This is a genomic window from Ruegeria jejuensis (assembly GCF_041537905.1).
In the GTDB taxonomy this organism is placed as follows: Bacteria; Pseudomonadota; Alphaproteobacteria; order Rhodobacterales; family Rhodobacteraceae; genus Ruegeria_C.
Window position 1 is genome coordinate 67,331 of record NZ_JBGRUO010000004.1, and the last position, 25,881, is coordinate 93,211.

The following is a 25,881-nucleotide window of genomic DNA, read 5'->3' on the forward strand; positions in this document are numbered from 1 at the left end:
CTCAGCCCCCCTGCATCGGTGCGAGGATTTCGACACGATCACCATCGGCAAGCACGTGACCTATCCGGGCGGAGGAGGCGACAAAGACCTCGTTCACCGCCGTGGCCACCCGGCCAGAATAGCCGCATTCACTCAGCAACTCGGACAGGGTTGTGGCTGCCACCTCGCGGGGGTCACCGTTAACGATGATCTTCATCGACGAACTCCGAATGTTTGTTCTCAAGCGCCAGATCGGCCACGCCCTGCGCCAGTGCTGGAGCCAGCAGATAGCCGTGCCGATAGAGGCCGTTGGCATAGATGCGCCCGTTCCGGCGCCGGATACGGGGCAGGTTGTCGGGGAAAGCCGGGCGCAGATCGACACCGGTTTCCAGGATTTCCGCCTCGCCGAAGGCCGGGTTCAGCGCAAAGGCGGCGCTGAGCAGTTCCAGCATCGAGCGGGCGGTGATCCGCGTCTTGTCCTCGCTTTCGATCATGGTCGCGCCCAGCATGAAGATGCCCTCGCCGCGCGGCACCAAATAAAGCGGGATGCGCGGATGCAGCAGCCGGACCGGACGGCTGAGCGTCACATCAGGGCAGCGGATAACCAGCATCTCACCCTTCACGCCGCGCAGATCGCTCAGCTGGTCGCGGGCGGCATAACCCCGACAGTCGATGGCGTTTTCGAGCGTCTCAGGCGCGGGTTCGGCGTAGAAAGGGACACCCTGTGCCACAAGCGCCTTGCGCAAGCTTTTCAACGCAGAACGGGGATCGAGATGGGCCTCTTGTGGAAAGTGCAGCCCGGCTTCGAAACCACTCAAATCAGGCTCTAATTGGATGATTTGATCGCGATCTGCCTGCGCATAACCTTCGGTGCGGCGCGAGAAACGGCGCAGGTCGGGCAGGTCACGGCGATGGGCCACCACCAGCGTACCGGCGCGATCCACTTGCGTGTAACGCTCCCACCAGTCGATGGCGGTCTGGCCGTGGCGCAGCACCGGCTCCTCGGCATTTTCGTATTCGCACCAGGGCGCCAGCATGCCGCCCGCCCACCAGGAACAGCCATGCGGGCCTGGTGGACCGGCGGGGTCAAAGACCTGCACCTGCGCGCCGCGCGCGGCAAGCTCGGTCGCAACCGTCAGACCGGCGACGCCGGCCCCTATGACAGAATGCAGCGTCACTGTTCCCAGACCTGATGAAAGTGATGCACCGGCCCATGACCCTGACCGATCTTCAAATCGTCGGCCTTTAGGATAGCGCCCTGCAGGTATCCATGGGCGCGCTGCATGGCCTCTTCAAGATCCTGCCCCTTTGCCAACCCCGCCGCGATGGCCGAGGACAGCGTGCACCCGGTGCCATGGGTGTTGATCGTGGCGCGGCGCGGCGCGGTGTAATCGGCCAGCAGACCCACGCCGTTGACCAGCATGTCGTGACAGACCGGGCCCTCGGCATGACCGCCTTTCATCACCACCGCCTGCGCGCCCAGCCCGATCAAGGCCTGTGCCTGCGCGAACATCTGCTCCTGCGTCTCGGCCGGTTTGACCTCAAGCAAGCGCGCCGCTTCCGGCAGGTTCGGGGTGATGACGGTGGCGCGTGAGATCAGAACGTCGCGCAAGGTCGCGACCGCCTCATTGGCCAGCAGCGCATCACCGGATTTGGCGATCATCACCGGATCCAGGACAACGGGGCCTTCATAACCGCCCAGCGCCTCAGCAACTGCATGGATGATTTCGGGCGAGGCCAGCATGCCGATCTTGATCGCGCCCACATCCAGATCGCAGAGCACCGCGTCGATCTGGGCGCGGATCACGTCCAGCGGGATGCCATGCACGGCGGTCACGGCCTGTGTGTTCTGCGCGGTGACGGCGGTGATGACACTGGCGCCATAAACACCCAGCGCGGACATCGCCTTGAGGTCGGCCTGAATGCCTGCTCCCCCTCCGCTATCGGATCCGGCTATGGTCAGGGCGATCGGTGTCATCCATTGCTCTCCCGCTTCGGGTGGACAATGGGCGGTGGGCACGCTCGATATTCTGAGACCGTTTCCTACGCCGGCACTGCCCGGATCAGGTTCGATGGGTTGACGCAGATGCGGCTCTCAGCCCGGAGGCACCCCAACGGTTTGCGCGTTCATCTCAGGGTCGCGGGAAAGAATCAAGGGGGAAATGACGCGGCGTTACGAGCTCAAAGCAAAAGAGCCGACCCAATGGACCGGCTCTAACACAGGGAAATTTGCAGGTTTCAGCCCTTCATGCCGTCCCAGAAGGATTTGACCGAAGAGAAAAAGCTGTGCGATTCCGGGTTGTTGTCATCGCTGATCTCTTCGAACTCGCGCAGCAGTTCCTTCTGGCGTGAGGTCAGGTTGACCGGGGTTTCCACCGCCAGTTCGATGAACATATCGCCGACGCCCGCACCGCGCAGCGCAGGCATGCCCTTGGCGCGCAGGCGCATCTGGCGACCTGACTGGCTGCCCGAGGGCACCTGAACCCGGCCTCGACCGCCGTCGATGGTCGGCACTTCGATAGAACCACCAAGTGCGGCCTTGGCCATCGAAACCGGCACGCGGCAATAAAGGTTCACGCCGTCGCGCTCGAACAGATCATGCTGCGCGACCTCGACAAAGATATAAAGATCCCCCGGAGGACCGCCGCGCATCCCGGCCTCACCCTCGCCCGCCAGACGGATACGGGTGCCGGTTTCGACACCTGCGGGAATATTCACCGACAGCGCGCGGTCCTTTTCGACGCGGCCCGCGCCCTGGCAGGAGTTACAGGGGTTCTTGATGATCTGGCCCAGACCGGAACAGGTCGGGCAAGTGCGTTCGACGGTAAAGAAACCCTGCTGCGCGCGCACCTTGCCCATGCCGGAACAGGTTGGACAAGCGGTGGGTTCGACGCCACCTTCGGCCCCTGTGCCCTCGCAAGCGGAACAGCCAACTGCCGTCGGGACGTTGATGGTCTTTTGCAGACCCGCATATGCGTCCTCAAGCGAGACCCGAAGATTGTAGCGCAGGTCCGAGCCGCGCGCCGCGCGACGGCCACCGCCGCCACGCTGGCCACCCATGAAATCGCCGAACAGATCGTCGAACACGTCCGAAAACGCGCTGGAAAAATCGCCGTTCCCGAAACCACCGCCAGGGCGCGGGCCGCCGCCGCCCATGCCGTTTTCAAAGGCCGCATGGCCAAAGCGGTCATAGGCTGCCTTTTTGTCGGCGTCCTTCAGAACCTCATAGGCTTCGTTGGCTTCCTTGAACTGCGATTCCGCATTGGGATTGTCTTTGTTGCGATCGGGATGAAGCTCTTTGGCTTTGCGGCGATAGCCCTTCTTGATCTCATCCGCCGAAGCGCCCTTGGACACGCCGAGCACATCGTAATAGTCGCGTTTTGACATCCGATTTTCCTTCTGCCTCAACGAGCATGGGCCGGTCCGGATACCGGACCGGCCCAATCAGGCACGGTTTACCCGTTAGTTACGCTTGTCGTCGTCGAGATCTTCGAACTCGGCGTCCACGATGTCATCCTCGCCCGGTGCAGCGTCGGCTGCGGCGGGTTCGTCATCGCCTTCTTCCTGGCTTGCCTTGTAGATCGCCTCGCCCAGCTTCATGGCCGCTTCGGTCACGTTCTGGATGCCCGATTTGATCTTGTCGGCATTCTCGGTCTCAAGCTCGTCCTTGAGCGCCGCAATCGCCAGCTCGATGGCCTCGACCGTGGTCGGGTCCACCTTGTCGGAATGCTCTTCCACCGACTTTTCGGTCGAGTGGATCAGGCTTTCCGCCTGGTTCTTGGCTTCGACCAGTTCCTTGCGGGCCTTGTCGGCTTCGGCGTTCTCTTCGGCGTCCTTGACCATCTGATCGATGTCCTCGTCGGACAGACCACCCGAGGCCTGGATCGTGATCTTGTGTTCCTTGCCGGTGCCTTTGTCCTTGGCCGACACGGACACGATGCCGTTGGCGTCGATGTCGAACGTCACCTCGATCTGCGGCATGCCGCGCGGTGCGGGCGGGATATCTTCGAGGTTGAACTGACCGAGGATCTTGTTGTCCGAGGCCATTTCGCGCTCGCCCTGAAACACGCGGATGGTCACGGCGTTCTGGTTGTCCTCGGCAGTCGAGAAGACCTGCGACTTCTTGGTCGGAATGGTCGTGTTGCGGTCGATCAGACGGGTGAACACGCCACCCAGCGTCTCGATGCCCAGCGACAACGGGGTCACGTCCAGCAGCACAACATCCTTGACGTCGCCCTGCAGAACACCGGCCTGAATGGCGGCACCCATGGCGACGACCTCGTCAGGGTTCACACCCTTATGCGGCTCTTTACCGAAGAACTTGGTCACTTCTTCGACCACTTTCGGCATCCGGGTCATACCACCGACCAGAACCACCTCATCCACGTCGCCTGCCGACAGGCCAGCGTCCTTGAGAGCCGCCTTGCACGGATCCATCGAGCGTTTGATCAGGTCGCCGACCAGTTGCTCCAGCTTGGCGCGGGTCAGTTTCATGACCATGTGCAGCGGTTGGCCCGAGGACGGGTCCATCGAGATGAACGGCTGGTTGATCTCGGTCTGCGAGGTCGAGGACAGTTCGATCTTGGCCTTTTCCGCAGCTTCCTTCAGACGCTGCAGGGCCATCTTGTCTTTCGACAGATCGACACCGTTTTCCTTTTTGAACTGGTCCGCCAGGTAGTTGACGATCCGCATGTCAAAGTCTTCACCACCCAGGAAAGTGTCGCCGTTGGTGGATTTCACCTCGAACAGGCCATCGTCGATTTCCAGGATGGTCACGTCGAAGGTGCCGCCGCCAAGGTCATAGACCGCGATGGTTTGGGTCTCTTCCTTGTCCAGACCATAGGCCAGCGCGGCAGCTGTCGGCTCGTTGATGATCCGCAGCACTTCCAGACCGGCGATCTTGCCCGCGTCCTTGGTGGCCTGACGCTGGGCGTCGTTGAAATAGGCCGGAACGGTGATGACGGCCTGCGTGACTTCCTCGCCCAGATAGCTCTCGGCGGTTTCTTTCATCTTGCCCAGCGTGAAAGCCGAAATCTGGCTGGGCGAGTATTTCTCACCCTTGGCCTCGACCCAGGCATCGCCATTGCCGCCATCGACGATGGCGTAGGGCACCATTTTCTTGTCTTTCGCAACCGCCGCGTCGTCGTAACGACGACCGATCAGGCGCTTGACGCCAAACACGGTGTTGTCGGGGTTGGTGACCGCCTGGCGTTTCGCCGGCTGACCGACCAGACGCTCTTCATCGGTGAAGGCGACGATCGAGGGCGTGGTCCGCGCCCCTTCTGCGTTTTCGATAACCTTGGGCTGCGAGCCGTCCATGATGGCGACACAGCTGTTTGTGGTCCCAAGGTCGATCCCAATAACTTTGCTCATGCGTTTCGATCCCTTTCTATCTCAAGGCGATGTCCCGGCACTTGAACCCGTTCTGGCATTCAAATCCCGATTCAGTGTTGCGCGACAGCACTACACCATCGCGCGTCCCGGCGTATATAGGGGTCGGGCACAGGCGCTGCAAGCACTCTGAAACGAGGGTTTTCGTGAATCTGCGACCTTTTTGGCAAGGCTTTGGCAAGGAATGGGAAGTCCGGGATGAACAGGCTGCTTTTGCGCGGGTTCGACATCAGGAAATCGTATCTGGATGGGACCGCGCAGGCGGGCCTGATCGAAGCGCTGCGACCGATTCTGAAAGCGGCGCCACTCATCTCTCCGGTGACGTCGCGGGGGCAGAAAATGTCGGTGCGCATGACCTCGGCCGGAGAGTTTGGCTGGATCACTGACAGGGCCGGGTATCGCTATGAGGCGCAGCATCCCAAGGGGCTGCCCTGGCCCGCGATCCCCGAGGACGTGCTGCGGATCTGGCAGGAGCTGACCGGGCTTGACCGGCGGCCCGACAGTTGCCTGATCAACTACTACGGCGAAGGCGCGCGCATGGGGCTGCATCAGGACAAAGATGAGGCGGATTTTTCCTGGCCCGTGGTGTCCGTTTCGCTGGGCGATGACGCGTTGTTCCGCATCGGCAACACTACGCGCGGCGGCAAGACGGAATCGATCTGGCTAAACTCGGGCGATGTGGTCGTGATGGGCGGACCTGCGCGGCTGACCTATCACGGGATCGATCGCATCCGCTTCAGCTCTTCGCGGTTGCTGCCCAAGGGCGGCCGGATCAACTTGACCCTGCGGATTGTGACCTAGCGCGCGGCGATCGAGCAGCACCCGGTCAGGAAGCGGTCGTCATCCAGGACCAGATCGATCTCAAGCGCGAAATCGTTGTTGGACATGCCGTCGGAACACTCCGCCCGTCGGATGATCGCCTGTCCGCCGTCGCCCAGCGCAAACCGCAATCGGTCGGAATAGCCCATGGCCGGTTGGCGGGCACCTGCACTCAACGCTGCGGGTTCGGCGTCAAAGAACCGAAACTCTGCTGTATCGCCCGGATCGGCGCTCAGCGACCAGAACGGTTCGGTCCCATAACAATGTAACGGTCCGGAATAACCTGCGTCAAAACCGGGGGACTGCGCGGCAAGGTACCGCATCGAGACCCAGCCGCCATGTTCCATGACATTGATCCGACCCCAACTACCGCTTTCATCGCGCCGCACGATTTCGACATCGCGCGCATCTGGGGCCAGTGCGCCAATCTCGTCAGCACTGGCGCGCGGTTCGCTGCGGATATTGAGGACATCGTCTGCGGCAACGCCCGTCACCTCGTAAAGCCGCGGCCATGGATCTGCCGCAACACCCTGACCGGTTATCAGCAGGATCATCAGCGCGCCAACCATCCTCATCGTTTGGCGTACCAGCTGGCCGATACATGGCGGCGGGTATAGAACTCGCCCATCAGTCCCAGCATGATCAGCACCACACCAACGCCAAGCGCATAGTGCCAGCTGGTGACATGCGGGAAGTAGTTACGGAAGGCAAAACCACGGCTCTGGTCAATGATATGAAAAAGTGGGTTCCAGTCAAACACAGCCAGCATTGATGCCGGAATAGCGTTTGCAACGAACATCTTGCCCGATGCGATCATCTGTGCACGACGATACACCGTCGACATGATTCCCACCGTTGTCGGAAACCAAGGCTTTATCGATAGAAACATCAACCCCACTGCGCAACCTGTGAACCAAGCCAATAGCAGCATCCCAAAGGCGCCAGCGGGGTGCTGAATCTCGACCGCACCGAATATCGCATGGTATCCGAACAAGATCAGAAGCACCGTCAATATATTGATATATAGAATACCCAGCGCCGAGGCGCTGATCGAGATGATGGTGTTCATCGGTGCATGTAACATCATCGCACTTGTCGGCCCTTCGGCCCCCATCACCGCACCGACCGCCTTAACGTGTGTCATGAACAGGAAAACACCGGTCAGCAGAAACAAAACGAAGTCCCCGCGCAGCGGCGCGGTTCTTATCCCGAAGAGCTGGAACATGAAGTAAAACGCCGCCACCATGACGACCACCTGCAACATGTTCTGCCCGAGCGCGAGGAACGCATTGTTGTGTTTGGACCGCACGCTACGCGCCACCGAATGAAAGACCAATTCGGCCATCGTGAGCGCGCCGCTCAGCAGAGATGTATTCCGGCGGTATCGAAACACGTCTGGCTCGTCCCGTAATGCTGCCCAAAATCTCGCACGGAAATCTTGCCGTTCCGTTACAGGAACAGCATAAGAGCACCAATGCCTCAGAGCAACAAATCACAAGATCGGAGCTTTTTTGTGACCTACGAAGACCTAATTCCTGTCATTCGGCGGCTGGCCCTGGAAGCCGGGGACAAGATCATGGAGATTTACACCTCCGACGATTTCGACGTGAAGGTCAAATCCGATGACAGCCCGGTCACCGAAGCGGACGAGGCGGCGGATGCGCTTATCTCGGCAGGATTGCGCGCCGCCTTTCCCGATATCCTGCTGGTCACCGAGGAACAGGCGGCCTCGCATTCTGCCAAGGGCGACACCTTTCTGATCGTCGACCCGCTGGACGGCACCAAGGAGTTCATCCACCGGCGCGGTGACTTTACCGTCAACATTGCCCTGGTCGAAAACGGCACGCCCACGCGGGGTGTGGTCTACGCCCCCGCCAAGGGGCGCATATTCTATACGCAGGCCGATGGCCAATCGGTCGAAGAAAGCGGCGCTCTGGACAAGGATCAGGCCGGGACAACCACGCCGATAACAGTCTCTAACGCGAACAATTCGGCGCTGATGGTCGTCGCCTCGAAATCGCATCGCGATCAGGCCACCGACGACTACATCAACAAGTACAGCGTCAAGGACAGCAAGAGCGCGGGATCGTCGCTCAAGTTCTGTCTGGTCGCCACTGGCGAGGCTGATATTTATCCCCGCGTGGGCCGCACCATGGAATGGGACACTGCCGCCGGGCACGCAGTGCTGGCAGGCGCGGGCGGCAAGGTGGTGCGCTTCGACACGCATGAACCGCTGGTCTATGGCAAGGACGGCTATGCCAACCCGTTCTTTATCGCCTACGCCCCCGGTGTGGAGTTGAAAGAGGCCTGATGTCTGTCCTGATCGTCATCCCCGCGCGCTATCCCTCGGCCCGCTACCCCGGCAAACCGCTAGTGCCGCTCAAGGGCGCGACCGGCAAGTCGCAAACCCTGATTGAACGGTCCTGGCGCGCTGCCTGTGCGGTCTCGGGCGTTGATCGTGTGGTGGTGGCAACAGATGACAACCGGATTCGCGACGCGGCCGAGGGTTTCGGGGCCGAGGTTGTGATGACCTCGGACACCTGTCGCAACGGCACCGAGCGCTGCGCCGAGGCGCATGAGGCGCTGGGCGGTGGCTATGAGATCATCGTGAACCTGCAGGGCGACGCGCCGCTGACCCCGCACTGGTTTGTCGAGGATCTGGTGGCCGCCCTGCGTCAAAGCCCCGGTGCCGGTGTCGCAACCCCTGTGCTGCGCTGCGACGGTGCGGCGCTGAACAGCTTTCTACATGACCGCAAACACGGTCGGGTCGGCGGTACGACGGCAGTGTTCTCGGCCAATCACACAGCGATGTATTTCTCTAAGGAAGTGGTCCCCTTCACCAGCCAGACCTATGCCGATGATGCGCCCACCCCGGTCTTTCACCATGTCGGCGTCTATGCCTACCGGCCCGAGGCGCTGTCCTCCTATCCGACCTGGCCCATCGGTCCGCTGGAAGAGTTGGAAGGTCTGGAACAGTTGCGCTTCATGGAACAGGGCCACCGGGTGCACTGTGTCGAGGTGGAAGCCAAAGGCCGCCAGTTCTGGGAGTTGAACAACCCCGAGGATGTACCCCGGCTGGAAGCGATGATGAAAGACATGGGCCTCGAATAAACGGGCCCGTAGCAGACACTGTATAAGGCAAATCGGCGCATGACGAATATTCTGGTAACGGGTGGCGCGGGCTATATCGGCTCGCATGCCTGCAAGGCGCTGGCGGCAGAGGGATTCACCCCTGTCACCTTCGACAATCTGGTGACCGGCTGGCAGGACGCGGTAAAATTCGGCCCTTTCGAGCAGGGCGACCTGCTGGATCGCGCCCGGCTGGATGAGGTCTTTGCCACCTACCAGCCCGCTGCCGTGATGCATTTCGCGGCCCTCAGCCAGGTCGGCGAGGCGATGTCGCAGCCGGGTCGCTACTGGTCAAACAACGTGACCGGCTCGCTGAACCTGATCGAGGCGGCGGTGGCCGCAGGATGTCTGGATTTCGTCTTCTCCTCGACCTGCGCCACCTATGGCGAGCATGACAATGTGGTGCTGGACGAAGACACACCGCAACTGCCGCTGAACGCCTATGGCGCCTCGAAACGCGCGATCGAGGATATTCTGGTCGATTTCGAGGCCGCGCATGGGCTGCGCCATGTGATCTTTCGCTATTTCAACGTGGCGGGCGCCGATCCCGAGGGTGAAGTGGGGGAATTCCACCGCCCCGAGACCCATCTGGTGCCGCTTATGCTGGACGCCATTGATGGCAAACGCGACGCGCTGACGGTGTTCGGCACCGATTACGACACGCCCGATGGCACGTGCATCCGCGACTATGTACATGTCTGCGACCTGGTGGATGCGCATGTTTTGGGTCTGAACTGGCTGCGTGACGGCAAGGGCAGCAAGGTGTTCAACCTGGGCACCGGATCGGGGTTTTCGGTGCGCGAGGTGATCGATCATTCGAAGTCGGTCACCAATCGCGAGGTCCCTTATGAGGTCGGCCCGCGCCGCGCCGGGGATTGCACCAAGCTGGTCTCGGGCTCGGTTCGCGCCCTGCAGGAGTTGGGCTGGAAACCGGAACGCTCGAAACTGGACCAGATGATCGCCGATGCCTGGCGCTGGCACCAAAACGGGCACTACGAGAAGTAGGGTGGCGCGCGTCGTCGCCTCCGAACCGCCGACCGCGATTGGCTGGACAGATGCCTATCGCTTGCGGTGGAAACGGCGGCGCTTGCTCTGGCGGTCTTTTCGCAGCCGCCATCACCTGCGCGCTTTGGCGGACCGGACCGCGCAGATCAAGCCGGATGATATCCTGCTGGTAGCCACCATGCGCAACGAGATCACCCGGCTGCCGCACTTCCTGAACTATTACCGCGACCTTGGGATCAATCACTTCCTAGTCGTCGATAACGACAGCGACGATGGCACTACCGAGTTGCTACGCGGTCAGCCGGACGTCTCGCTCTGGCATACAGATGCTTCATATCGAGACGCGCGGTTCGGTCTGGACTGGGTGACATGGTTGCAGATGCGCTATGCCCATGGGCATTGGGTGCTGATGGCGGATGCGGACGAATTGCTGGTCTTTGCCCATTGTGACCGCCTTGGATTGCGCGACCTGACCGGTTGGCTTGATGCGCAAAACCGGCGGGTGTTTGGCGCATTGATGCTGGACCTCTACCCGAATGAGCCGATTGGTGCGCAAGACTACAACCCGGGCAGCGATCCGCTGGAGGTGGTGAACGGGTTCGATCCAAGCCCGTATCGCGGCCAGTGGCAGCACCCGCTGGGTAATCTCTGGGTGCAGGGCGGCGCACGCGAACGGGTGTTCTTTGCCGACCGCCCAGAACGCTCGCCCACGCTCAACAAAATCCCGCTGATCCGCTGGTCGCGGCGGTATGCCTATGTGAATTCCTGCCATTCGATCCTACCGCGCGATCTGAACTGCGCCTATGACGGACCGGGCGGTACCGCCCCTTCGGGCGTGTTGCTCCACACCAAATTCCTGCCCGAAATCCTTCCGAAATCCGCCATTGAGAAACAGCGCGGACAGCATTTCACCCATCCCGAAGAGTTTAGCACCTATTACGACCGGATTGCAGCCGCGCCGACCCTATGGACCCCACAATCGCAGCGGTACGAGGGCTGGCAGCAGTTGCACCGGCTGGGCCTGCTCAGCAGCGGCGGTTGGGAGGGTCTGTAGTGCGGGGCGGTCAAAGACCTATCGACCTTGCCACGCGATCTGGGTAAGGCAGGCCGGACCGGGGCCAGGCGACCACAAGATACGCCGGCGCAGAAACGAAACGGAGGCAGGCCATGTTGACCAAAGCGCGTAAGATGTTCTACCGCGCGCGCGGGTATTACAACGGCAGGCTGAATGGTGAGCCCTTCCGGCTGGACCCCTATCACTCCAAGTTCTGGCGCAAGGCCACCGCAGGTCAGTGGGAGCCCGAGACCTTTGCCGTGCTGGACCAAAACCTGTCGCCCGACCGCGACTATGTCGATATCGGCGCCTGGATCGGACCGACCGTTCTCTATGCCTCACGCCGCGCGCGTCATGTCTGGTGTTTCGAGCCTGATCCGGTGGCCTATCGCCATCTGATCTGGAACCTTGAGCTGAACGATATCCGCAATGTCTCGGCCTTTGGCGTCGCGCTTTGGAAGGACACCGGGATCGTCCGCATGGCCAGCCTCGGCGGCGAGGCCGGAGATTCGATGACCTCGGTGCTGGGTGATCCGGAACGGGGCACCGATGTGATCAGTCTGGCCTGGGATCAGTTTGCGCGATCCGTCGACCTGAGCGGTGTGTCGCTGGTCAAGATGGATGTTGAGGGGGCAGAGTTTTCGCTGCTGCCGACGCTGTTGCCCTGGCTGCGTGCCCAGCGCCCGGCACTCTACCTGTCGACTCATGCGCCCTTCATCGACGAACAGGACCGCCCCGAGGCGATGCGTGCGCTTGGCGAAAGCCTAGAGTTCTATGGGCACTGCCAAAGCGAAGAGGCCAAAGGCCCCATAGCGCAGGCCTTTCAGACCCCGCGTGCACTGGGGCAGTTTCCCAGTTTCCTGCTCAAGGGGTGACGGCCAAGCCAGATTTCCCCTCGATTGGATTTTGAGCATCACGTATGCACTGGAGCGTGGCACAAAAGCCCAAATGATAACGCATTTTAAACCCATTAATATTCAATACGAATAAATGGGCTATATGTTGCGCCAACTGTCCTTGCCGGATCGTCCGTCGGGGGCTCGTCCGGTCGCACCACTCAAGGGTTGGACATTTCGTGGGTCTGTGGGATTCGTATCGTATGAGGTTGCGGCGCAAGCGCCGCCTTTTGCGATGCATGCGCAAGGGTCGTGAATTGTCAAAGGTTCAGGACAATACCAGCGCGATCAAGCCCGGCGACGTCCTGCTGGTCAGCACCATCCGCAACGAAAAGATCAGGCTTCCTTATTTCCTGAAATATTACAGAGAGATGGGCATCAACCATTTCCTGCTGGTCGATAATGACAGCAGCGATGGCACGCTGGACTACCTGTCCGGGCAAAGCGACATCTCGGTCTGGCACACACGCCACAGCTATCGACGCGCGGCCCATGGTGTCGACTGGATGAACTACCTCAAGCGCAGCTATGCGCATGGTCATTGGACGCTGGTTGTCGACCCGGACGAGTTCTTTATCTACCCGTTTTGCGACACCCGCCCGATCCAGGCGCTGACCGACTGGCTGGATGGCTCCTCAATCCGCAGTTTTGGCGCAATGCTGGTCGATATCTATCCCAAGGGAAAACTGAGCGACGTGTCCTATCAGCCCGGTCAGGACCCGCTGGAGATTGCGCAGTGGTTTGACAGCGGCAACTATTCGATCACCAAGAACCCGACCTATGGCAACCTGTGGATACAGGGCGGTCCGCGCAGCCGGATGTTCTTTGCCGATACACCCAGGAAAGCGCCGGCGCTCAACAAGATACCGCTGGTCAAATGGCAGCGCAAATACGCCTATGTCAGCTCCACCCATGCACTGTTACCGCGCGGGCTGAACCAGGTTTACGAAGAATGGGGCGGCGAAAAAGCCAGCGGCGCACTGCTCCATACCAAGTTTCTGGACACGTTTTCCGCCAAGGCCGCAGAGGAATTGCAGCGCAACCAGCATTATGCCAAGTCGGCAGAGTACCGCGCCTATGAAATGGACATGCGAGATCAGCCCGACATGTGGTGCAAATGGTCAGAGCGCTACATCAACTGGCGCCAGCTTGAGATTCTGGGCCTCATGTCCAAGGGGAATTGGGCATGAGCAGCGTCGGCATTGTCATGCTGGTTCATACTGCGCTGGATCGCGCAGAACAGGTGGCGCGTCACTGGCGCGCGGCGGGCTGTCCGGTGGTCATCCATGTCGACCGAAAGGTCCCCCGCCCGATCTATGACGCCTTTCGCGCGGCCTGCGCCGATGACCCCGATATTCGGTTCAGCAAGCGCCATAAATGTGAATGGGGTGGCTGGGGGATCGTGGCAGCCTCGCAATCCGCTTCCGAACTGATGCTTGAGAGCTTTGCGGATGTACGCCACGTCTTTCTGGCGTCTGGGGCCTGCCTGCCGCTGCGCCCGGTGCAGGAGCTGATCGACTATCTAGACCAGCGGCCACGCACCGACTTCATCGAAAGCGCCACCACCGCCGATGTGCCCTGGACCGTTGGCGGTCTGGACAGCGAAAGGTTCACGCTGCGCTTTCCGTTCTCCTGGCGGAAAAACCGGTTTCTGTTCGACAAATATGTCGAGTTTCAGCGCGCGCTGGGCCTGAAGCGGAAGATCCCCGAAGGGCTGACACCGCATATGGGCAGCCAGTGGTGGTGCCTGACCCGTCATACCCTGTCAGCGATTCTGCAGGATCCCAAACGCGCCGCCTATGACCGGTATTTCCGGCAGGTCTGGATCCCTGACGAGAGTTACTACCAGACCCTTGCGCGGCAATATTCCAGCCGCATCGAAAGCCGCTCGCTGACCCTGTCGAAGTTCGATTTCAGGGGCAAGCCGCATATCTTCTATGACGACCACCTGCAGCTTTTGCGGCGCTCTGACTGCTTTGTGGCCCGCAAAATCTGGCCCCGCGCCAACCGGCTTTATCAGGCGTTCCTGACCGACCAGTCCGAGGCGATGAAACGGACCGAGCCCAACCCCGGCAAGATCGACCGGATCTTTGCCAAGGCGGTGGAACGGCGGACACGCGGGCGTGACGGGCTCTATATGCAAAGCCGCTTTCCCCGCCATGGCAATGAAAATGGGCTCACATCAAATCCCTATTCGGTCTTTCAGGGCTTTGCCGAGCTGTTCGAGGATTTTGAGCCCTGGCTGAAAAAGGCAACCGGGATGCGCGTGCATGGTCACCTGTTTGCGGCCGAACGGGTCAATTTCGCCTGTGGTGACACGATGATCAACGGCGCGCTCTGCGACAATGCGGTGTTGCGCGACTATAACCCGACCGCCTTTCTGACCAACCTGATTTGGAATACCCGCGGCGAACGGCAGTGTTTCCAGTTCGGACCCGGCGACAATCAGAAGATCAACGACCTAGTCGCTCGTGACACCAACGCGCAAGTCTCGGTGATCACCGGTGCTTGGGCAGTGCCGCTGTTTCGGTCAAACCGCAACTTCGCTGATCTGCGCGCCGAAGCGGCGCGGCTGCAAAAAATCGAAAGCGAGCATCTGACCATCCTGCGCTCGCCCCTGACCAAGGCGCGGGTGCGCATTTGGTCCATGGCCGAGTTTGTGGAATCACCGATGGAACCGGTTCAGATGATCATCGATGAGATCGCCACAGGTCCGACGCCCCAACTGACCGAGGCCCCGACGATGGTTGATCTGAGCGGCTTTGGGCAGTTCCTGCAAAACCTCAAGAACCAGGGTATGCACCCCTATCTGATGGGCGATTTCCCGGTCGAACCGGATTTGGTCAATCAGTCGCGGCCGCTGCGCAAACCCTATCTGGTGCGCTGACACGACATGCCCGCTGCCTTCGACTATTTCATCGTCTTCGCCGAGATGCGCACCGGCTCGAATTTTCTTGAGGCCAACCTGAACGCGCTGCCGGGCATCACCAGCTATGGCGAGGCGTTCAACCCGCATTTCATCGGCGGGCCGAAATACTCCGACATCCTGAACATCTCGCAAGAGGCGCGCGACCGCGATCCGCTCTCCCTGATTGCAGCGATCCGTGATGTCCCCGGCACGTTGGGCGGGTTTCGCTATTTCCACGATCACGATCCGCGAATTCTGGAACATGCGCTATCCGACCCGCGCTGCGCCAAGATCATTCTGACCCGCAATCCGCTGGACAGCTATGTCTCATGGAAAATCGCGCGCGCTACCAAGCAATGGCAACTCACCAACATAAAGCGCCGAAAAGAGGCCAAGGCCAAATTCGACGGGCAGGAATTTCTGGACCACGTCGAAACCATTCAGTCCTTTCAGGTAACCTTGCTGAACGCGCTGCAGAAGACGGGGCAGACGGCGTTTTATCTGGACTACGAAGACCTGCAGGATGTCGAGGTTCTGAACGGGCTCGCCGCCTGGCTTGGCGTCAAGGGGCGCCTGAAAGAGCTGGATCAGAGCCTGGTGCGGCAGAATCCCGACCCGGTCGAGGCCAAGGTTTCGAACCCAAAGGGCATGGCCAAAGCCCTGGCCAAGCTGGACCGGTTCAACCTGACCCGCACACCAAATTTCGAACCACGCCGGGGCCCGACCGTTCCGAATTATGTTCTGGGGGCCGAAACGCCTTTGATGTTCATGCCCGTGGCGGGCGGGCCGGACGGTTTGGTCAGACACTGGATGGCAGCGCTGGATGATGTGTCCGAGGGCAATCTGACATCTGGCGCCAACCAGAAAGCCATCCGCCGCTGGATGCGAGACCGGCCAGAACACCGCCGTTTCACGCTGGTCTGCCATCCTTTGGCGCGGGCGCACACCGTCTTTTGCCGTAAAATCCTTGCAACCGAACAAGGCAGCTATCTGCGGATTCGGCGCATACTCAGGGACCACTACAAGCTCCCGCTGCCGCAAGAGGCACCGGATGACCGCTATACCAAAGAAGATCACCGCGCAGCGTTCGAGGCGTTTTTGGGATTTCTGCGTCTGAATCTGGCCGGGCAGACCTCAATCCGGGTGGATGGAAGCTGGGGTAGTCAGACCGAAACGCTGGCAGGTTTCGCCAGTTTTGCGCTGCCGGACATGGTGCTGCGCGAGGATGACATACAAGCACAACTGCCCGCGCTCGCGCGTCAACTCGGCCATCCCGACCCGCCTGCGCTGCTGACCAGAACAGCGGACGAGCCCTATGCGCTGGCCGATATCTATGATGCTGATCTGGAAAAAACCTGCGCCAATACCTATCAGCGCGACTATATCCAGTTCGGGTTCACCAACTGGCGCGCGCCCTAGGGACGTAGGGCGATCGGGGTCCAGTCGGTGACCATCGCATAAATCTCTTCCATCTCTTCATTCTTCACCGCGATGCAGCCCGCAGTCCAATCCGGGCTTCTGGCCTTGCGCCGGTTCCGGTTCGGCTCGCCATGAATGAAGATGTCGCCACCCGGCTCTTTCCCCATCGCCTTGGCCTCGGCGATGTCCTTGGAGTTGGGATAAGAAATGCCCAGCGACAGATGAAAGCTGCTATTGGGGTTGCGGCGGTCGATCCAATAGGTGCCTTCCGGCGTCTTGCCGTCGCCCTTGATCCGCTTGTCGCCAGCAGGCGCAAAGCCAAGATCGATATCGTATTCCTTCAATATCTGCTCGTTATGCATCAGATACATCCGCCGCGCGCCCTTGTTAACCACAACCGAGGTCACCTCGGGCCCGTTATAGGTACGAAACCGCCTTGCCGAACTGGTACCGCAAGCCGAAACGCTCAGCGTCGCGACCGCGCCCAGTGAAAATGTCCGCCGATCCATTGCCGTCTGCCTCGTTTTTCTCTTTTTTACCCGCATAAAACGAAATCACGAAATATCAAAATCACTTTTTTGTCGGTGATTGCTCAGCGAGGCGGGCTTCGATGGCTTCCAGCCGCATCAGGACTTCGTCGCGATAGGCATCTGTTTTGACCTCATCTTCGGCATGATGCGCGTCCTGCATCGAGTTCACGATCAGGCCGACCAGCAGGTTCACCACAGCAAATGTGGTCACCATGATGAAGGGCACAAAGAAGACCCAGGCATAGGGATAGGCCTCCATCACCGGGCGCACGATGCCCATCGACCAGCTTTCCAGCGTCATGATCTGAAACAGCGTATAGGCCGACAGGCCCAGATCACCGAACCAGTCCGGGAAGCTATGGCCGAACAGTTTGGTCGAAATCACTGCGCCGATATAGAAAATAATCGCCATCAGGACAAAGACGCTGCCCATGCCCGGCAGCGCTTTGACAAAACCTTCTACCACCCGGCGCAGGCTGGGTGCGACCGAGATCACACGCAACACCCTCAGAATCCTGAGCGCCCGAAGCACCGACAGCCCTTCGGTGGCGGGTGCCAGTGCGATACTCACCACGAGAAAATCAAAGACGTTCCAACCGCTGAGGAAAAATCGATGGCCCCGCGCGATCAGCTTCATCAGAATTTCGATGACGAAAATTCCCAGGCAGACCGTGTCCAGCGAGACGATCAGTGGCCCGAACCCGTCCATCAATGCGGGCGACGTCTCCATCCCCAACAGCACCGCGTTGACGATGATGACAGCGGTGATGAACTGCCCAAACCGGGCATGTTCCACAAACGCGCCCAATCGCTCTCTGAACCCCATATCTATCTGCTCCTGCTCAGTCAGGCGCCCATATGGGCGATCGAGAATGAGGCCGCAAGCTCCACATGGGACGACCAGCGGAATTGGTCGACCACCTGCACCCAGTTCAGGGCGTAACCTGCGCCCATCAGTGTCTTTGCGTCGCGCGCGAAACTAACCGGATTGCAAGACACATAGGCCAGCACCGGCACGCGGGCGGCGGCAATCTCGGCCACCTGTGCCTCCGCCCCGGCGCGTGGCGGGTCAAGCACAACCGCGTCGAACCTGGCTAATTCATCCGGCATCAAGGGACGGCGGAACAGATCGCGCACCTCGGTGGTGAGTTTCTTGAGACCGCTTGCCTTGCGCCACCCGACATCCAGCGCGCGGGTCATCTCGCGCTCGCCTTCGACCGCGTTAACCTCGGAGTTACGGGCCAGCGGAAGGCTGAAGGTGCCGCTTCCGGCAAACAGATCGGCGATCCGTTTCGCGTCTCCGACAGCTTCCGAAACAGCCTCTAACAATGCTAGTTCGCCATCTTTGGTAGCCTGCAGAAACGCACCGGGTGGCGGTAAGACAGTCGCATTCCCAAATTGTTGCACGGGCGGGTCGCGCATGGCGATCACCTCATCTTCCCAGGCGAGCCGGGCCAGACCGTGGTGTTCGGTGGCTTGCGCAAGCGCCAGTTCCAGCGGCCCGTCCAGCGGTTTACCGCCCTTCACCGCCACATCCAGACCGGCATCGGACAGGGTCAGCGTCACCGCAAGCGCGCCTTTGCGGCTGCCGCCCAGCAGTGCCAGCGCCTCGGCAACCGGGATCGCGCGTAGCAGGGCCGGATCCAGCAGTTGGCAGTCGGTGATCTCGGTGATCACCCCCGACGCGCGGCCGTGAAACCCGGCCAGCGCGCCCTTTTTGGTCCGCCGCACCGCAAGCGTCGCCCGGCGGCGCGAGGCAGCGGGCGAGGTATGAATCGGTCGCAGTTCAGCTTCGATGCCTTGAGCGGCAAGCGCAGTGCGCACCACCTCCTGCTTCCAGTTGGCCACAAACCCATCGCTGGCATGCTGCAACTGGCATCCCCCGCAAGCGCGGTAATGGCGGCAGCGCGGCTTTACCCTTTCGCCCGAAGGTTCTTCGATCCGGATCTCGGTCAGGTTGCGCCCGTCCAGCAAACCGCTGACCCGTTCGCCCGGCAAGGTGCGCGGCGCATAGATAGGGCCTTCGGCGATCCCATCGCCCTGATGCCCCAATCGCTCGATATGGTAAATCTGGCTCATGACCCGCTGATACAGGGGCGACGGGCGACAAAAAACCCTTATTCCGCTGCTTCGGTCCGGATGAACCCACCCGACTGCCGGTGCCAGAACTGCGCATAAAGCCCGCCTTTCGCCAGCAAAGCGTCGTGGGTGCCGTTTTCGACGATCCGCCCCTGATCCATCACGATGATCCGGTCCATTTCGCTGAGCGTGGACAGCCGGTGCGCAATGGCCAGCACGGTCTTGCCCTGCATCACCCGGCTGAGCGCGGTCTGGATCGAGGCTTCGACCTCGGAATCCAACGCCGAGGTCGCCTCGTCAAGCACCAGGATCGGCGCGTCTTTCAGGATCGCTCGGGCCAGCGCGATCCGCTGGCGTTGCCCGCCAGACAGCTTCACGCCCCGCTCGCCCAGATGCGCCTCATAGCCGGTGCGGCCCTGCCCGTCCTGCAAGCCCAGAATGAACTCATGCGCCTCGGCCTTTTCCGCAGCGGCGATCAACTCGGCCTCATTCGCGTCAGGACGGCCATAAAGGATATTGTCGCGGGCGGAACGATTGAACATCGCGGTTTCCTGCGTGACCATGCCGATCTGCCTGCGCAAACTGTCCTGCGTGGCCGTCGCGATATCCTGACCATCAATGCGAATTGCGCCTTTTTCGCCTGAATAGAGCCTCATCAACAGCGAAACCAAGGTCGACTTTCCTGCCCCTGAAGCGCCGACGATACCCAGCTTTTCGCCCGGTTTGATGGTCAGGTCGATGCCCTGCACCCCGCCAATATTGCGCCCATAGGCAAACCCCACATCGTCAAAGACGATCTCGCCCGCCGTGACCCGTAAATCATCGGCCCCGCGCGCATCTTCGATCCGATTGGGGACAGCCAGCGTCTTCATCCCGTTTTCGACCTCGCCCACATTTGCGTACATCCCCATCAGCGTGAAACTGACCCAGCCGGTCATCTGCGCGATCCGGATCGAGATGGTCCCCGCAGCGGCGATGTCGCCTGTCGTGGCACTGCCCGATTGCCACAACAGCAGCGTGACCCCCAGCAACATGACCGGCAGAATCCCCGCCAGACACATCAGGATGAAACGGAAACTGGCCGAGAGCTTGCCGAATTCCAGTGAGCGCTCGCGCATCTCACCCAGCGCTTCAAGTGCCGCGCCTTCCTCATGATCGGCATGAGCGAACAGTTTGACCGTCTTGATATTGGTGATCGCATCGACGATCTGGCCCGAGACCATGGCCCGCGCCCCCGCCCGCGCTGCCGAGCGTTTGCGGATGCGCGGCAGATACCAGCGGATCAGAAAGAAATAGGCCCCCAACCAGCCAATGAACGGCAGCAGCACCAGCGGGTGGATCGAGCCGAGCAGCGCCAGCGTACCAACCAGCGAGGCCAGCGCAAAGACCATCGCGCTGATCGTTTCGGACACGATCGAGGCCAGCGCGTTCGAGGTCTGCATCTGTTTCTGCGCGATCCGACCGGCGAAATCATCGTCGAAAAATGTCACCGACTGGCCCAGCGTCCAGCGGTTCAGCCGCGCCAGAACCAGCGGCGGGATATTGGGCATGACGACATAGTTGTTCGACAGGGCTGTGAGGCCGAAGAATACCGGCCGGATCAGCAGGAAAAACACAACAGCGCCCAGGATCATGCCGAGGTTCTGGGCAGTAAAGAACGCCTCTTGCCCGCCCATCGTCGCGGCGTCGATCACACGGCCCAATATCCAGGCGGTGCCCGCCTCCATGATGCCAGCCGTCGTCGAAAATGCGGCGGCCACAAACAGCATCGGCCAGGCCCCCGAAAGACACCAGCGCATGAACGCCCCCAGCCGCGGGGGCGGGGGCGTGTCAATCTTGCGGAACGGATCGATCAGGTCCGCCAGCCTCATTCCGCGGCCTCCGGGTTCATGAACCCGCCCGATTGCCGCGACCAGAACTGAGCATAGAGCCCACCCTGCGCCAACAATTCGGCATGCGGTCCCTGCTCGACGATGTGGCCCTGATCCATGACCAGGATACGATCCATCCGGGCAATCGTGCTGAGCCTGTGGGCAATCGCAATCACGGTTTTTCCTTCCATCATGCCGTAAAGCGTGTCCTGAATGGCCGCTTCGACCTCGGAATCTAGCGCGGAGGTCGCCTCATCCAACAGCAGAATTGGTGCGTTTTTCAGGATCACCCGCGCCAATGTCACCCGCTGGCGCTGACCACCGCTGAGCTTTACCCCGCGCTCACCAACCTTGGCGTCATAACCATGACGCCCCTCGGGATCGGCGAGATCAAGGATGAACTCATGCGCTTCGGCCCGTTTGGCAGCCGCGATCATCTCATCCTCGCTCGCCTCGGGACGACCATAGAGGATGTTGTCGCGTACCGAGCGGTGCAGCAACGAGCTGTCCTGCTGGACCATGCCGATATTGCGCCGCAAGCTGTCCTGCGTCACACCAGCAATCGACTGACCGTCGATGCGGATCTCACCGGATTCGGCGTCATAGAACCGCAATAACAGCTTGACCAGGGTCGATTTTCCGGCACCAGATCGACCAATCAGGCCGATCTTTTCGCCGGGTTCAATCACCATGTTGATCCGGTCCAGGCCACCCGCGCCGCGCCCGTAGTGGTGCGACAGTTCGCGGATTTCGATCCGGCCATCACTCAAGCGCAGGGATTCGGCCTTGGGGGCATCCACAAGATCGATGGGCTGGGCAATGGTCTCCATCCCTTCGGCCACAACGCCAAGTTCGCGGAAGAAGCTGGTCAGCGCCCACATGATCCAGCCGGTCATCGCGCTCAGCCGCAGGGTCAGCGCCGCTGCCGCCGCCACAACTCCAACCGTCGACAACCCGTGATACCAAAGCCAGATGCCCCAACCGACGACACCAACGATCAGCAAACCGTTCAGCAGGGTCAGCACCACATCCATCGTGGTGAAAATCCGCATCTCGACCTGAAAGGTCCGGCGGGTTTCCTCGATCGCCTCGCGGGCATAATCGAGTTCCAGATTGTGATGCGCGAACATCTTGACCGAATGGATATTGGTATAGCTGTCGACCACCCGGCCCGTTACAGCCGACCGCGCGTCCGAGGCCGCCTTGGAGGCCGGACCAACCCGCCGCACCGTCCAGCGCACCAGGCAGGCATAAAGTGCGAACCAGATCAGCAGCGGCACCAACAACCGCGGGTCCGCCGCCATCAACAGGATCGCAGCGCCGATCAGATAGGCAATCGAATAAGAGATCGCGTCAAAGACCTGAAACACCACCTCGCCGGCAGCGGGCGGCGTCTGCATGATCCGGTTGGCGATGCGCCCGGCAAAGTCGTTCTCGAACCAGCCGACCGATTGGCGCAGCACATGTTTATGCGCCCGCCAGCGGATCAGGGTGCCAAAGTTGGGCAGGATCGCGTTGTTCAGAAGCAGCACATCGACGAACTGGATGATCGGCCGCAGGAACAATATGAACAAAGCCACCAGGATCAGCTCGGTACCATGCGTGGCCCAGACCTGTTGCGGATCACCGGTCAGCAGGTCAACGACGCGACCCATGTAATAGATCAGCCCGACCTCGATCGCGGCAACAACGACCGAGATCATCGAGACCCAGACGAAGACCCGCTTGAACGGCTGCGAATACTCCAGCATGAACGGCCAGAGCTTGCGCGGCGGCCGGTCGTTTTCAGGATAGGCAACAAAAGGGTCGACGAGATTTTCGAAGTAACGAAACATGAAACGTGCTCCGGAGTGAGCAGATAGAAAGACATGCGAAAGCGGCGGTGCCAGGACACCACCCGAACGGGTCGGTTATCCCAGCGTTAGCGGAACCAGATCCCGTGATACATTCGCAGCCGTCCCTTCATGTGACTGAGCGCAAGCTAACTGGAAACCGGGCGCATTGTCACCCTGAAATTTTTTGCTCGGCAAAAATCACATCATTCCAAGCAGTTCGTCACGCGAAATTTCAAACTGAGACCTTATCCATTTCGTCTCTAACTCGGCCAATTTCGCGCCTAGTGCCGGTCCCTGATAGGTTGGCATAAGATCGCGCGCGGCCACCGGGAATCGCGCCTTGGCCCCGGTCTCGACCTGTGATTTCCACTGGGGATTCCAGGGCTGCTCCAGCAAAGCGCAGCGCAGAACAAGCGAATCCATCGCCAGTGTTGCCTTGATCCGATAGCCAAGTTCACCCGCCTGTGCGGTGCCCGTTGCGGCCTCATGCAGCTTTGCAAGGGTCCCAATCTGCGCCCGGCTCAGACGCAAGGTTTCCAGCTGCTCAGGCGCGCCCAGCGCTGCAAGCCGACGCAGCGAGTCGGGGGTAAGACCCGCCTCGGATTCTAGATGAACCAGAAGGGCCAGCGCCCGATCGTCCGAACCCGGCAGTACCGCCGTCAAAACCCCGATAGCACGCATGCTGGCAACCGAGGGGGCCGGGTCGGGGGCAGCCAGCAGTTTCAGCATCTCGGAGCCCACCCGCTCGCGCGAGAGCGTCGCTAGCCCTTCCAGGTTTTCGGCAATTGCCGACAGCGCGTCTGGGTCGAACCCCAGCGCCGGATCGCCATACCAGGCGTGAAACCGGAAATAGCGCAGCGAGCGCAGATAATCCTCGCGGATACGGTCCTGCGCCGCGCCGATGAACCGGACACGACGGGCGTTCAGGTCCTCGATCCCATCCAGCGGATCAAGCACGGTGCCGTCAGGCTTTGCGTAGAGCGCGTTCATGGTGAAATCGCGCCGGGCCGCATCCTCGGCCAGATCGGTGGAAAAGGCGACGACGGCACGGCGACCATCGGTTGCCACATCGCGGCGAAAGGTGGTGACCTCATGCGGGATGCCACCGTTGACCAGCGTGACGGTGCCGTGGTCGATACCGGTTGGCACCGCCTTGATTCCCGCCACCTGCGCCAGTTCCATCACGCGATCCGGCACAGCATCGGTCGAGATGTCGATATCCGAGACCGGTGCGCCCAACAGCGCGTTGCGCACACAGCCGCCAACAAAAAACGCCTGCGCCCCGCCATCCGTCAGAGCACGGCACACGGCCTGCGTGGCCGAGCGTGTTAGCCAGCTATCGCGAATCCGCGTCACGGGTTCATCCGCGCCGCCAACCCGCGCAGGATACGCGCGGTCGCGCCCCAGATATAGTAGGGGCCATAAGGCACCACGAAATACTTTCGCCGCTGCCCACGCCAGCGCCGCGCTTCGACCAGGAAATTGGCGGGCTCAGTGACATGAGCAAGCGGGACGGAGAAGACCTCGTCGACCTCGCCGTATTCGGGCACGATATCGAAAGGTCGATCCAGCACCGCAACAACCGGGGTGACATCAAACGCGGTCACCGTTTCATGCGAGGGCAGGTGGCCGATCACACGCGGCAAGTCGCGGGGCAGGCCGATCTCTTCCTGTGCTTCGCGCAGCGCGGCGGCGGTCACATCCGTGTCGCCGTCATCCTGCTTGCCGCCGGGAAAGGCGATCTGGCCGGGATGGTGTTTCAGGGCCGAGGACCGTTTGGTCAGGATCAGCCTTGGCCCGTCCTCCTGCTTCAGGATCGGGACCAGAACCCCGGCCGGTCGCAATTTGCGGCCCTCGGGCAGCACGGCCTCGGGGTTGAGATCGAAATCGCTCGACCCCAGCCCGGGACGGGCCAGGGCCGCGCGCAGATTTTCGACCAGATCAGTCACTGGGGTCCGCATCCGCCTCGAACCCGACCGTTTTCGGGTCCAGCACGTAATGGGCGCCACAGAACTGGCAATCGGCGGTCACGACGCCGTCATCGGTGGTCATCGTGGCAATATCCTGCGCCGAATAGATCGACAGGCTTTGGCGGACGCGATCCTCGGTGCAGGTGCAGCCAAAGCGCACCGGCTGGGCATCATAGACCCGAGGCTGTTCCTCGTGAAACAGCCGTACCAGCAGATCGGTGGGTGGAACCGACGGCCCGATCAGCTCCAAATCCTCGACCGTGTCGAGCAGGATATTGACCCGGTTCCAGTTCTCGCCGGTTTCGCCCTCGACCAGGTCGGCGGCGCTCAGGATGTTGCCGCCGCCCTCGCCTTCAGCGCTGGCCACAAATGGCGACGCTTTGGGCATATGCTGCAACATGATGCCACCGGCGCGCCAATGCTCTGCCGTGCCAGGTTCCGAGGACCGCCCGAAGCTCAACGAGAAGCGGGTTGGCAATTGCTCGGACTGAGCAAAATAAGCCTCGGCGCAGGCGCTGAGCGATCCGCCTGCCAGGGGCGTGATCCCCTGATAGGGCTGGGTGCCGCTGCCCTGATCGATCATGATGGCGAAATAGCCCTCACCCACCTGATCAAAGGGGGCGCCGTCGCTCAACCGGTCGCGGTCGAAGCTGGCATAGGCCCGGATGCGGGCGGTATCGCCTTCTTTCTCAGGGGCGTAGTAATCGGTTGCGATCATCCGCACCGGGCCCTTGGACTGCACCTGCAGCGACAGCTTCCAGCGCAGGCTGATGGTCTGACCGATCAAGGCGGTAAGCAAAGCCATCTCGGCCACCAGCGCCTCGACCACTGGCGGGTAGTCATGCTGCTTGAGGATCCCGTCAAGGACACCGTCCAGGCGGGCAACCCGGCCACGCATGTCCGGAACATCAAGTTGAAATGGCAGGACCGTATCGTCCCACGCGATTTTGGTACTGAGTGTCATGGGGTTTCCTTACGCGCCACAGATTGGCATAC

At 61.0% G+C, this 25,881-nt stretch carries 24 protein-coding genes and 1 riboswitch; of the genes, 9 read left to right on the forward strand and 15 right to left on the reverse strand.

Annotation, left to right across the window (positions count from 1 at the left end; translation table 11 throughout):
• Position 1: 1 nt before the first annotated feature.
• The 5 genes from thiS to dnaK form a co-directional block, all read right to left on the reverse strand.
• Positions 2–196 (reverse strand): sulfur carrier protein ThiS, encoded by a 195-nt coding sequence (thiS, locus tag AB1E34_RS06345; protein ID WP_372571495.1) that lies wholly within the window; start codon positions 194–196, stop codon positions 2–4.
• On the reverse strand, positions 180–1,157 hold the full coding sequence (locus AB1E34_RS06350; protein ID WP_372571496.1) for an FAD-dependent oxidoreductase: 978 nt from the start codon (positions 1,155–1,157) through the stop codon (positions 180–182). The genes thiS and AB1E34_RS06350 overlap by 17 nt, the downstream gene beginning before the upstream one ends.
• The gene (gene thiD / locus AB1E34_RS06355) at positions 1,154–1,957 is read right to left on the reverse strand and encodes a bifunctional hydroxymethylpyrimidine kinase/phosphomethylpyrimidine kinase (RefSeq protein ID WP_372571497.1); all 804 of its coding nucleotides are present in this window, start codon (positions 1,955–1,957) and stop codon (positions 1,154–1,156) included. The genes AB1E34_RS06350 and thiD overlap by 4 nt, the downstream gene beginning before the upstream one ends.
• 45 nt (positions 1,958–2,002) lie before the next feature.
• Positions 2,003–2,103: riboswitch (TPP riboswitch) on the reverse strand.
• A gap of 114 nt (positions 2,104–2,217) precedes the next feature.
• Positions 2,218–3,366: a molecular chaperone DnaJ gene (gene dnaJ, locus AB1E34_RS06360; RefSeq protein WP_372571498.1), complete on the reverse strand. Its 1,149-nt coding sequence runs from the start codon at positions 3,364–3,366 to the stop codon at positions 2,218–2,220.
• A 75-nt stretch (positions 3,367–3,441) separates the two neighbouring features.
• The gene (gene dnaK, locus AB1E34_RS06365; protein ID WP_372571499.1) at positions 3,442–5,352 is read right to left on the reverse strand and encodes a molecular chaperone DnaK; all 1,911 of its coding nucleotides are present in this window, start codon (positions 5,350–5,352) and stop codon (positions 3,442–3,444) included.
• Between the two features lie 216 nt (positions 5,353–5,568).
• On the opposite strand from dnaK, the gene AB1E34_RS06370 reads away from it, so the two are divergent.
• Positions 5,569–6,171, forward strand: coding sequence for an alpha-ketoglutarate-dependent dioxygenase AlkB family protein (locus tag AB1E34_RS06370; protein ID WP_372571500.1), 603 nt, complete (start codon positions 5,569–5,571; stop codon positions 6,169–6,171).
• On the opposite strand, the gene AB1E34_RS06375 is transcribed toward AB1E34_RS06370, so the two are convergent.
• The gene (locus tag AB1E34_RS06375; protein ID WP_372571501.1) at positions 6,168–6,743 is read right to left on the reverse strand and encodes a peptide-binding protein; all 576 of its coding nucleotides are present in this window, start codon (positions 6,741–6,743) and stop codon (positions 6,168–6,170) included. The genes AB1E34_RS06370 and AB1E34_RS06375 overlap by 4 nt on opposite strands.
• A 17-nt stretch (positions 6,744–6,760) precedes the next feature.
• Complete coding sequence (locus AB1E34_RS06380; protein ID WP_372571502.1) at positions 6,761–7,582, reverse strand: ABC transporter permease; 822 nt, start codon at positions 7,580–7,582, stop codon at positions 6,761–6,763.
• 120 nt (positions 7,583–7,702) lie between these two features.
• Between AB1E34_RS06380 and cysQ the strand changes: the two genes are divergently transcribed.
• From cysQ to AB1E34_RS06420, 8 genes are all read left to right on the forward strand, one after another.
• Positions 7,703–8,500 (forward strand): 3'(2'),5'-bisphosphate nucleotidase CysQ, encoded by a 798-nt coding sequence (gene cysQ / locus AB1E34_RS06385; protein WP_372571503.1) that lies wholly within the window; start codon positions 7,703–7,705, stop codon positions 8,498–8,500.
• The gene (locus AB1E34_RS06390) at positions 8,500–9,300 is read left to right on the forward strand and encodes a 3-deoxy-manno-octulosonate cytidylyltransferase (protein ID WP_372571504.1); all 801 of its coding nucleotides are present in this window, start codon (positions 8,500–8,502) and stop codon (positions 9,298–9,300) included. Before cysQ ends, AB1E34_RS06390 begins: the two co-directional genes overlap by 1 nt.
• A 39-nt stretch (positions 9,301–9,339) precedes the next feature.
• Entirely contained in the window at positions 9,340–10,323 is a 984-nt protein-coding gene (gene galE / locus AB1E34_RS06395) for a UDP-glucose 4-epimerase GalE (protein ID WP_372571505.1), read from the forward strand.
• A 1-nt stretch (position 10,324) separates the two neighbouring features.
• Positions 10,325–11,377 carry a glycosyltransferase family 2 protein gene (locus tag AB1E34_RS06400; protein WP_372571506.1) on the forward strand — a complete coding sequence of 351 codons (1,053 nt, stop codon included), beginning with the start codon at positions 10,325–10,327 and terminating at the stop codon, positions 11,375–11,377.
• Positions 11,378–11,490: 113 nt separating this feature from the next.
• Positions 11,491–12,252 (forward strand): FkbM family methyltransferase, encoded by a 762-nt coding sequence (locus tag AB1E34_RS06405; protein ID WP_372571507.1) that lies wholly within the window; start codon positions 11,491–11,493, stop codon positions 12,250–12,252.
• A gap of 224 nt (positions 12,253–12,476) precedes the next feature.
• Positions 12,477–13,463, forward strand: a complete 987-nt coding sequence (locus AB1E34_RS06410) for a glycosyltransferase family 2 protein (RefSeq protein WP_372571508.1) — start codon at positions 12,477–12,479, stop codon at positions 13,461–13,463.
• A complete protein-coding gene (locus AB1E34_RS06415) occupies positions 13,460–15,160 on the forward strand; it encodes a DUF5927 domain-containing protein (RefSeq protein WP_372571509.1) in 1,701 nt (566 codons plus the stop codon). The genes AB1E34_RS06410 and AB1E34_RS06415 overlap by 4 nt, the downstream gene beginning before the upstream one ends.
• Before the next feature lie 6 nt (positions 15,161–15,166).
• Positions 15,167–16,600 (forward strand): sulfotransferase domain-containing protein, encoded by a 1,434-nt coding sequence (locus AB1E34_RS06420; protein WP_372571510.1) that lies wholly within the window; start codon positions 15,167–15,169, stop codon positions 16,598–16,600.
• Here AB1E34_RS06420 and AB1E34_RS06425 read toward each other — a convergent pair.
• The 8 genes from AB1E34_RS06425 to hslO form a co-directional block, all read right to left on the reverse strand.
• Positions 16,597–17,109: a L,D-transpeptidase family protein gene (locus AB1E34_RS06425; protein WP_372571511.1), complete on the reverse strand. Its 513-nt coding sequence runs from the start codon at positions 17,107–17,109 to the stop codon at positions 16,597–16,599. The two genes, AB1E34_RS06420 and AB1E34_RS06425, sit on opposite strands and share 4 nt — an antisense overlap.
• A 61-nt stretch (positions 17,110–17,170) precedes the next feature.
• On the reverse strand, positions 17,171–17,956 hold the full coding sequence (locus AB1E34_RS06430) for an ion transporter (protein ID WP_372571512.1): 786 nt from the start codon (positions 17,954–17,956) through the stop codon (positions 17,171–17,173).
• 20 nt (positions 17,957–17,976) lie between these two features.
• A complete protein-coding gene (locus tag AB1E34_RS06435) occupies positions 17,977–19,209 on the reverse strand; it encodes a class I SAM-dependent RNA methyltransferase (RefSeq protein ID WP_372571513.1) in 1,233 nt (410 codons plus the stop codon).
• 38 nt (positions 19,210–19,247) lie between these two features.
• Positions 19,248–21,080, reverse strand: coding sequence for an ABC transporter ATP-binding protein (locus AB1E34_RS06440; protein ID WP_372571514.1), 1,833 nt, complete (start codon positions 21,078–21,080; stop codon positions 19,248–19,250).
• Positions 21,077–22,915 carry an ABC transporter ATP-binding protein gene (locus AB1E34_RS06445; RefSeq protein WP_372571515.1) on the reverse strand — a complete coding sequence of 613 codons (1,839 nt, stop codon included), beginning with the start codon at positions 22,913–22,915 and terminating at the stop codon, positions 21,077–21,079. Before AB1E34_RS06445 ends, AB1E34_RS06440 begins: the two co-directional genes overlap by 4 nt.
• 198 nt (positions 22,916–23,113) lie before the next feature.
• On the reverse strand, positions 23,114–24,271 hold the full coding sequence (locus tag AB1E34_RS06450) for a CCA tRNA nucleotidyltransferase (protein ID WP_372571516.1): 1,158 nt from the start codon (positions 24,269–24,271) through the stop codon (positions 23,114–23,116).
• A complete protein-coding gene (locus AB1E34_RS06455) occupies positions 24,268–24,876 on the reverse strand; it encodes a CoA pyrophosphatase (protein ID WP_372571517.1) in 609 nt (202 codons plus the stop codon). Before AB1E34_RS06455 ends, AB1E34_RS06450 begins: the two co-directional genes overlap by 4 nt.
• On the reverse strand, positions 24,857–25,849 hold the full coding sequence (gene hslO / locus AB1E34_RS06460; RefSeq protein WP_372571518.1) for an Hsp33 family molecular chaperone HslO: 993 nt from the start codon (positions 25,847–25,849) through the stop codon (positions 24,857–24,859). The genes AB1E34_RS06455 and hslO overlap by 20 nt, the downstream gene beginning before the upstream one ends.
• Positions 25,850–25,881: the final 32 nt, after the last annotated feature.

Coding starts and splice junctions, on each gene's coding strand:
- AB1E34_RS06420 (WP_372571510.1), top strand. CDS start 15,167: ATGCCCGCTGCCTTCGACTATTTCATCGTCTTCGCCGAGATGCGCACC.
- dnaK (WP_372571499.1), bottom strand. CDS start 5,352: ATGAGCAAAGTTATTGGGATCGACCTTGGGACCACAAACAGCTGTGTC.
- AB1E34_RS06390 (WP_372571504.1), top strand. CDS start 8,500: ATGTCTGTCCTGATCGTCATCCCCGCGCGCTATCCCTCGGCCCGCTAC.
- dnaJ (WP_372571498.1), bottom strand. CDS start 3,366: ATGTCAAAACGCGACTATTACGATGTGCTCGGCGTGTCCAAGGGCGCT.
- AB1E34_RS06435 (WP_372571513.1), bottom strand. CDS start 19,209: ATGAGCCAGATTTACCATATCGAGCGATTGGGGCATCAGGGCGATGGG.
- galE (WP_372571505.1), top strand. CDS start 9,340: ATGACGAATATTCTGGTAACGGGTGGCGCGGGCTATATCGGCTCGCAT.
- AB1E34_RS06370 (WP_372571500.1), top strand. CDS start 5,569: ATGAACAGGCTGCTTTTGCGCGGGTTCGACATCAGGAAATCGTATCTG.
- thiS (WP_372571495.1), bottom strand. CDS start 196: ATGAAGATCATCGTTAACGGTGACCCCCGCGAGGTGGCAGCCACAACC.
- AB1E34_RS06375 (WP_372571501.1), bottom strand. CDS start 6,743: ATGATCCTGCTGATAACCGGTCAGGGTGTTGCGGCAGATCCATGGCCG.
- hslO (WP_372571518.1), bottom strand. CDS start 25,849: ATGACACTCAGTACCAAAATCGCGTGGGACGATACGGTCCTGCCATTT.
- AB1E34_RS06430 (WP_372571512.1), bottom strand. CDS start 17,956: ATGGGGTTCAGAGAGCGATTGGGCGCGTTTGTGGAACATGCCCGGTTT.
- AB1E34_RS06440 (WP_372571514.1), bottom strand. CDS start 21,080: ATGAGGCTGGCGGACCTGATCGATCCGTTCCGCAAGATTGACACGCCC.
- thiD (WP_372571497.1), bottom strand. CDS start 1,957: ATGACACCGATCGCCCTGACCATAGCCGGATCCGATAGCGGAGGGGGA.
- AB1E34_RS06455 (WP_372571517.1), bottom strand. CDS start 24,876: ATGCGGACCCCAGTGACTGATCTGGTCGAAAATCTGCGCGCGGCCCTG.
- AB1E34_RS06445 (WP_372571515.1), bottom strand. CDS start 22,915: ATGTTTCGTTACTTCGAAAATCTCGTCGACCCTTTTGTTGCCTATCCT.
- AB1E34_RS06425 (WP_372571511.1), bottom strand. CDS start 17,109: ATGGATCGGCGGACATTTTCACTGGGCGCGGTCGCGACGCTGAGCGTT.
- AB1E34_RS06415 (WP_372571509.1), top strand. CDS start 13,460: ATGAGCAGCGTCGGCATTGTCATGCTGGTTCATACTGCGCTGGATCGC.
- AB1E34_RS06410 (WP_372571508.1), top strand. CDS start 12,477: ATGAGGTTGCGGCGCAAGCGCCGCCTTTTGCGATGCATGCGCAAGGGT.
- AB1E34_RS06405 (WP_372571507.1), top strand. CDS start 11,491: ATGTTGACCAAAGCGCGTAAGATGTTCTACCGCGCGCGCGGGTATTAC.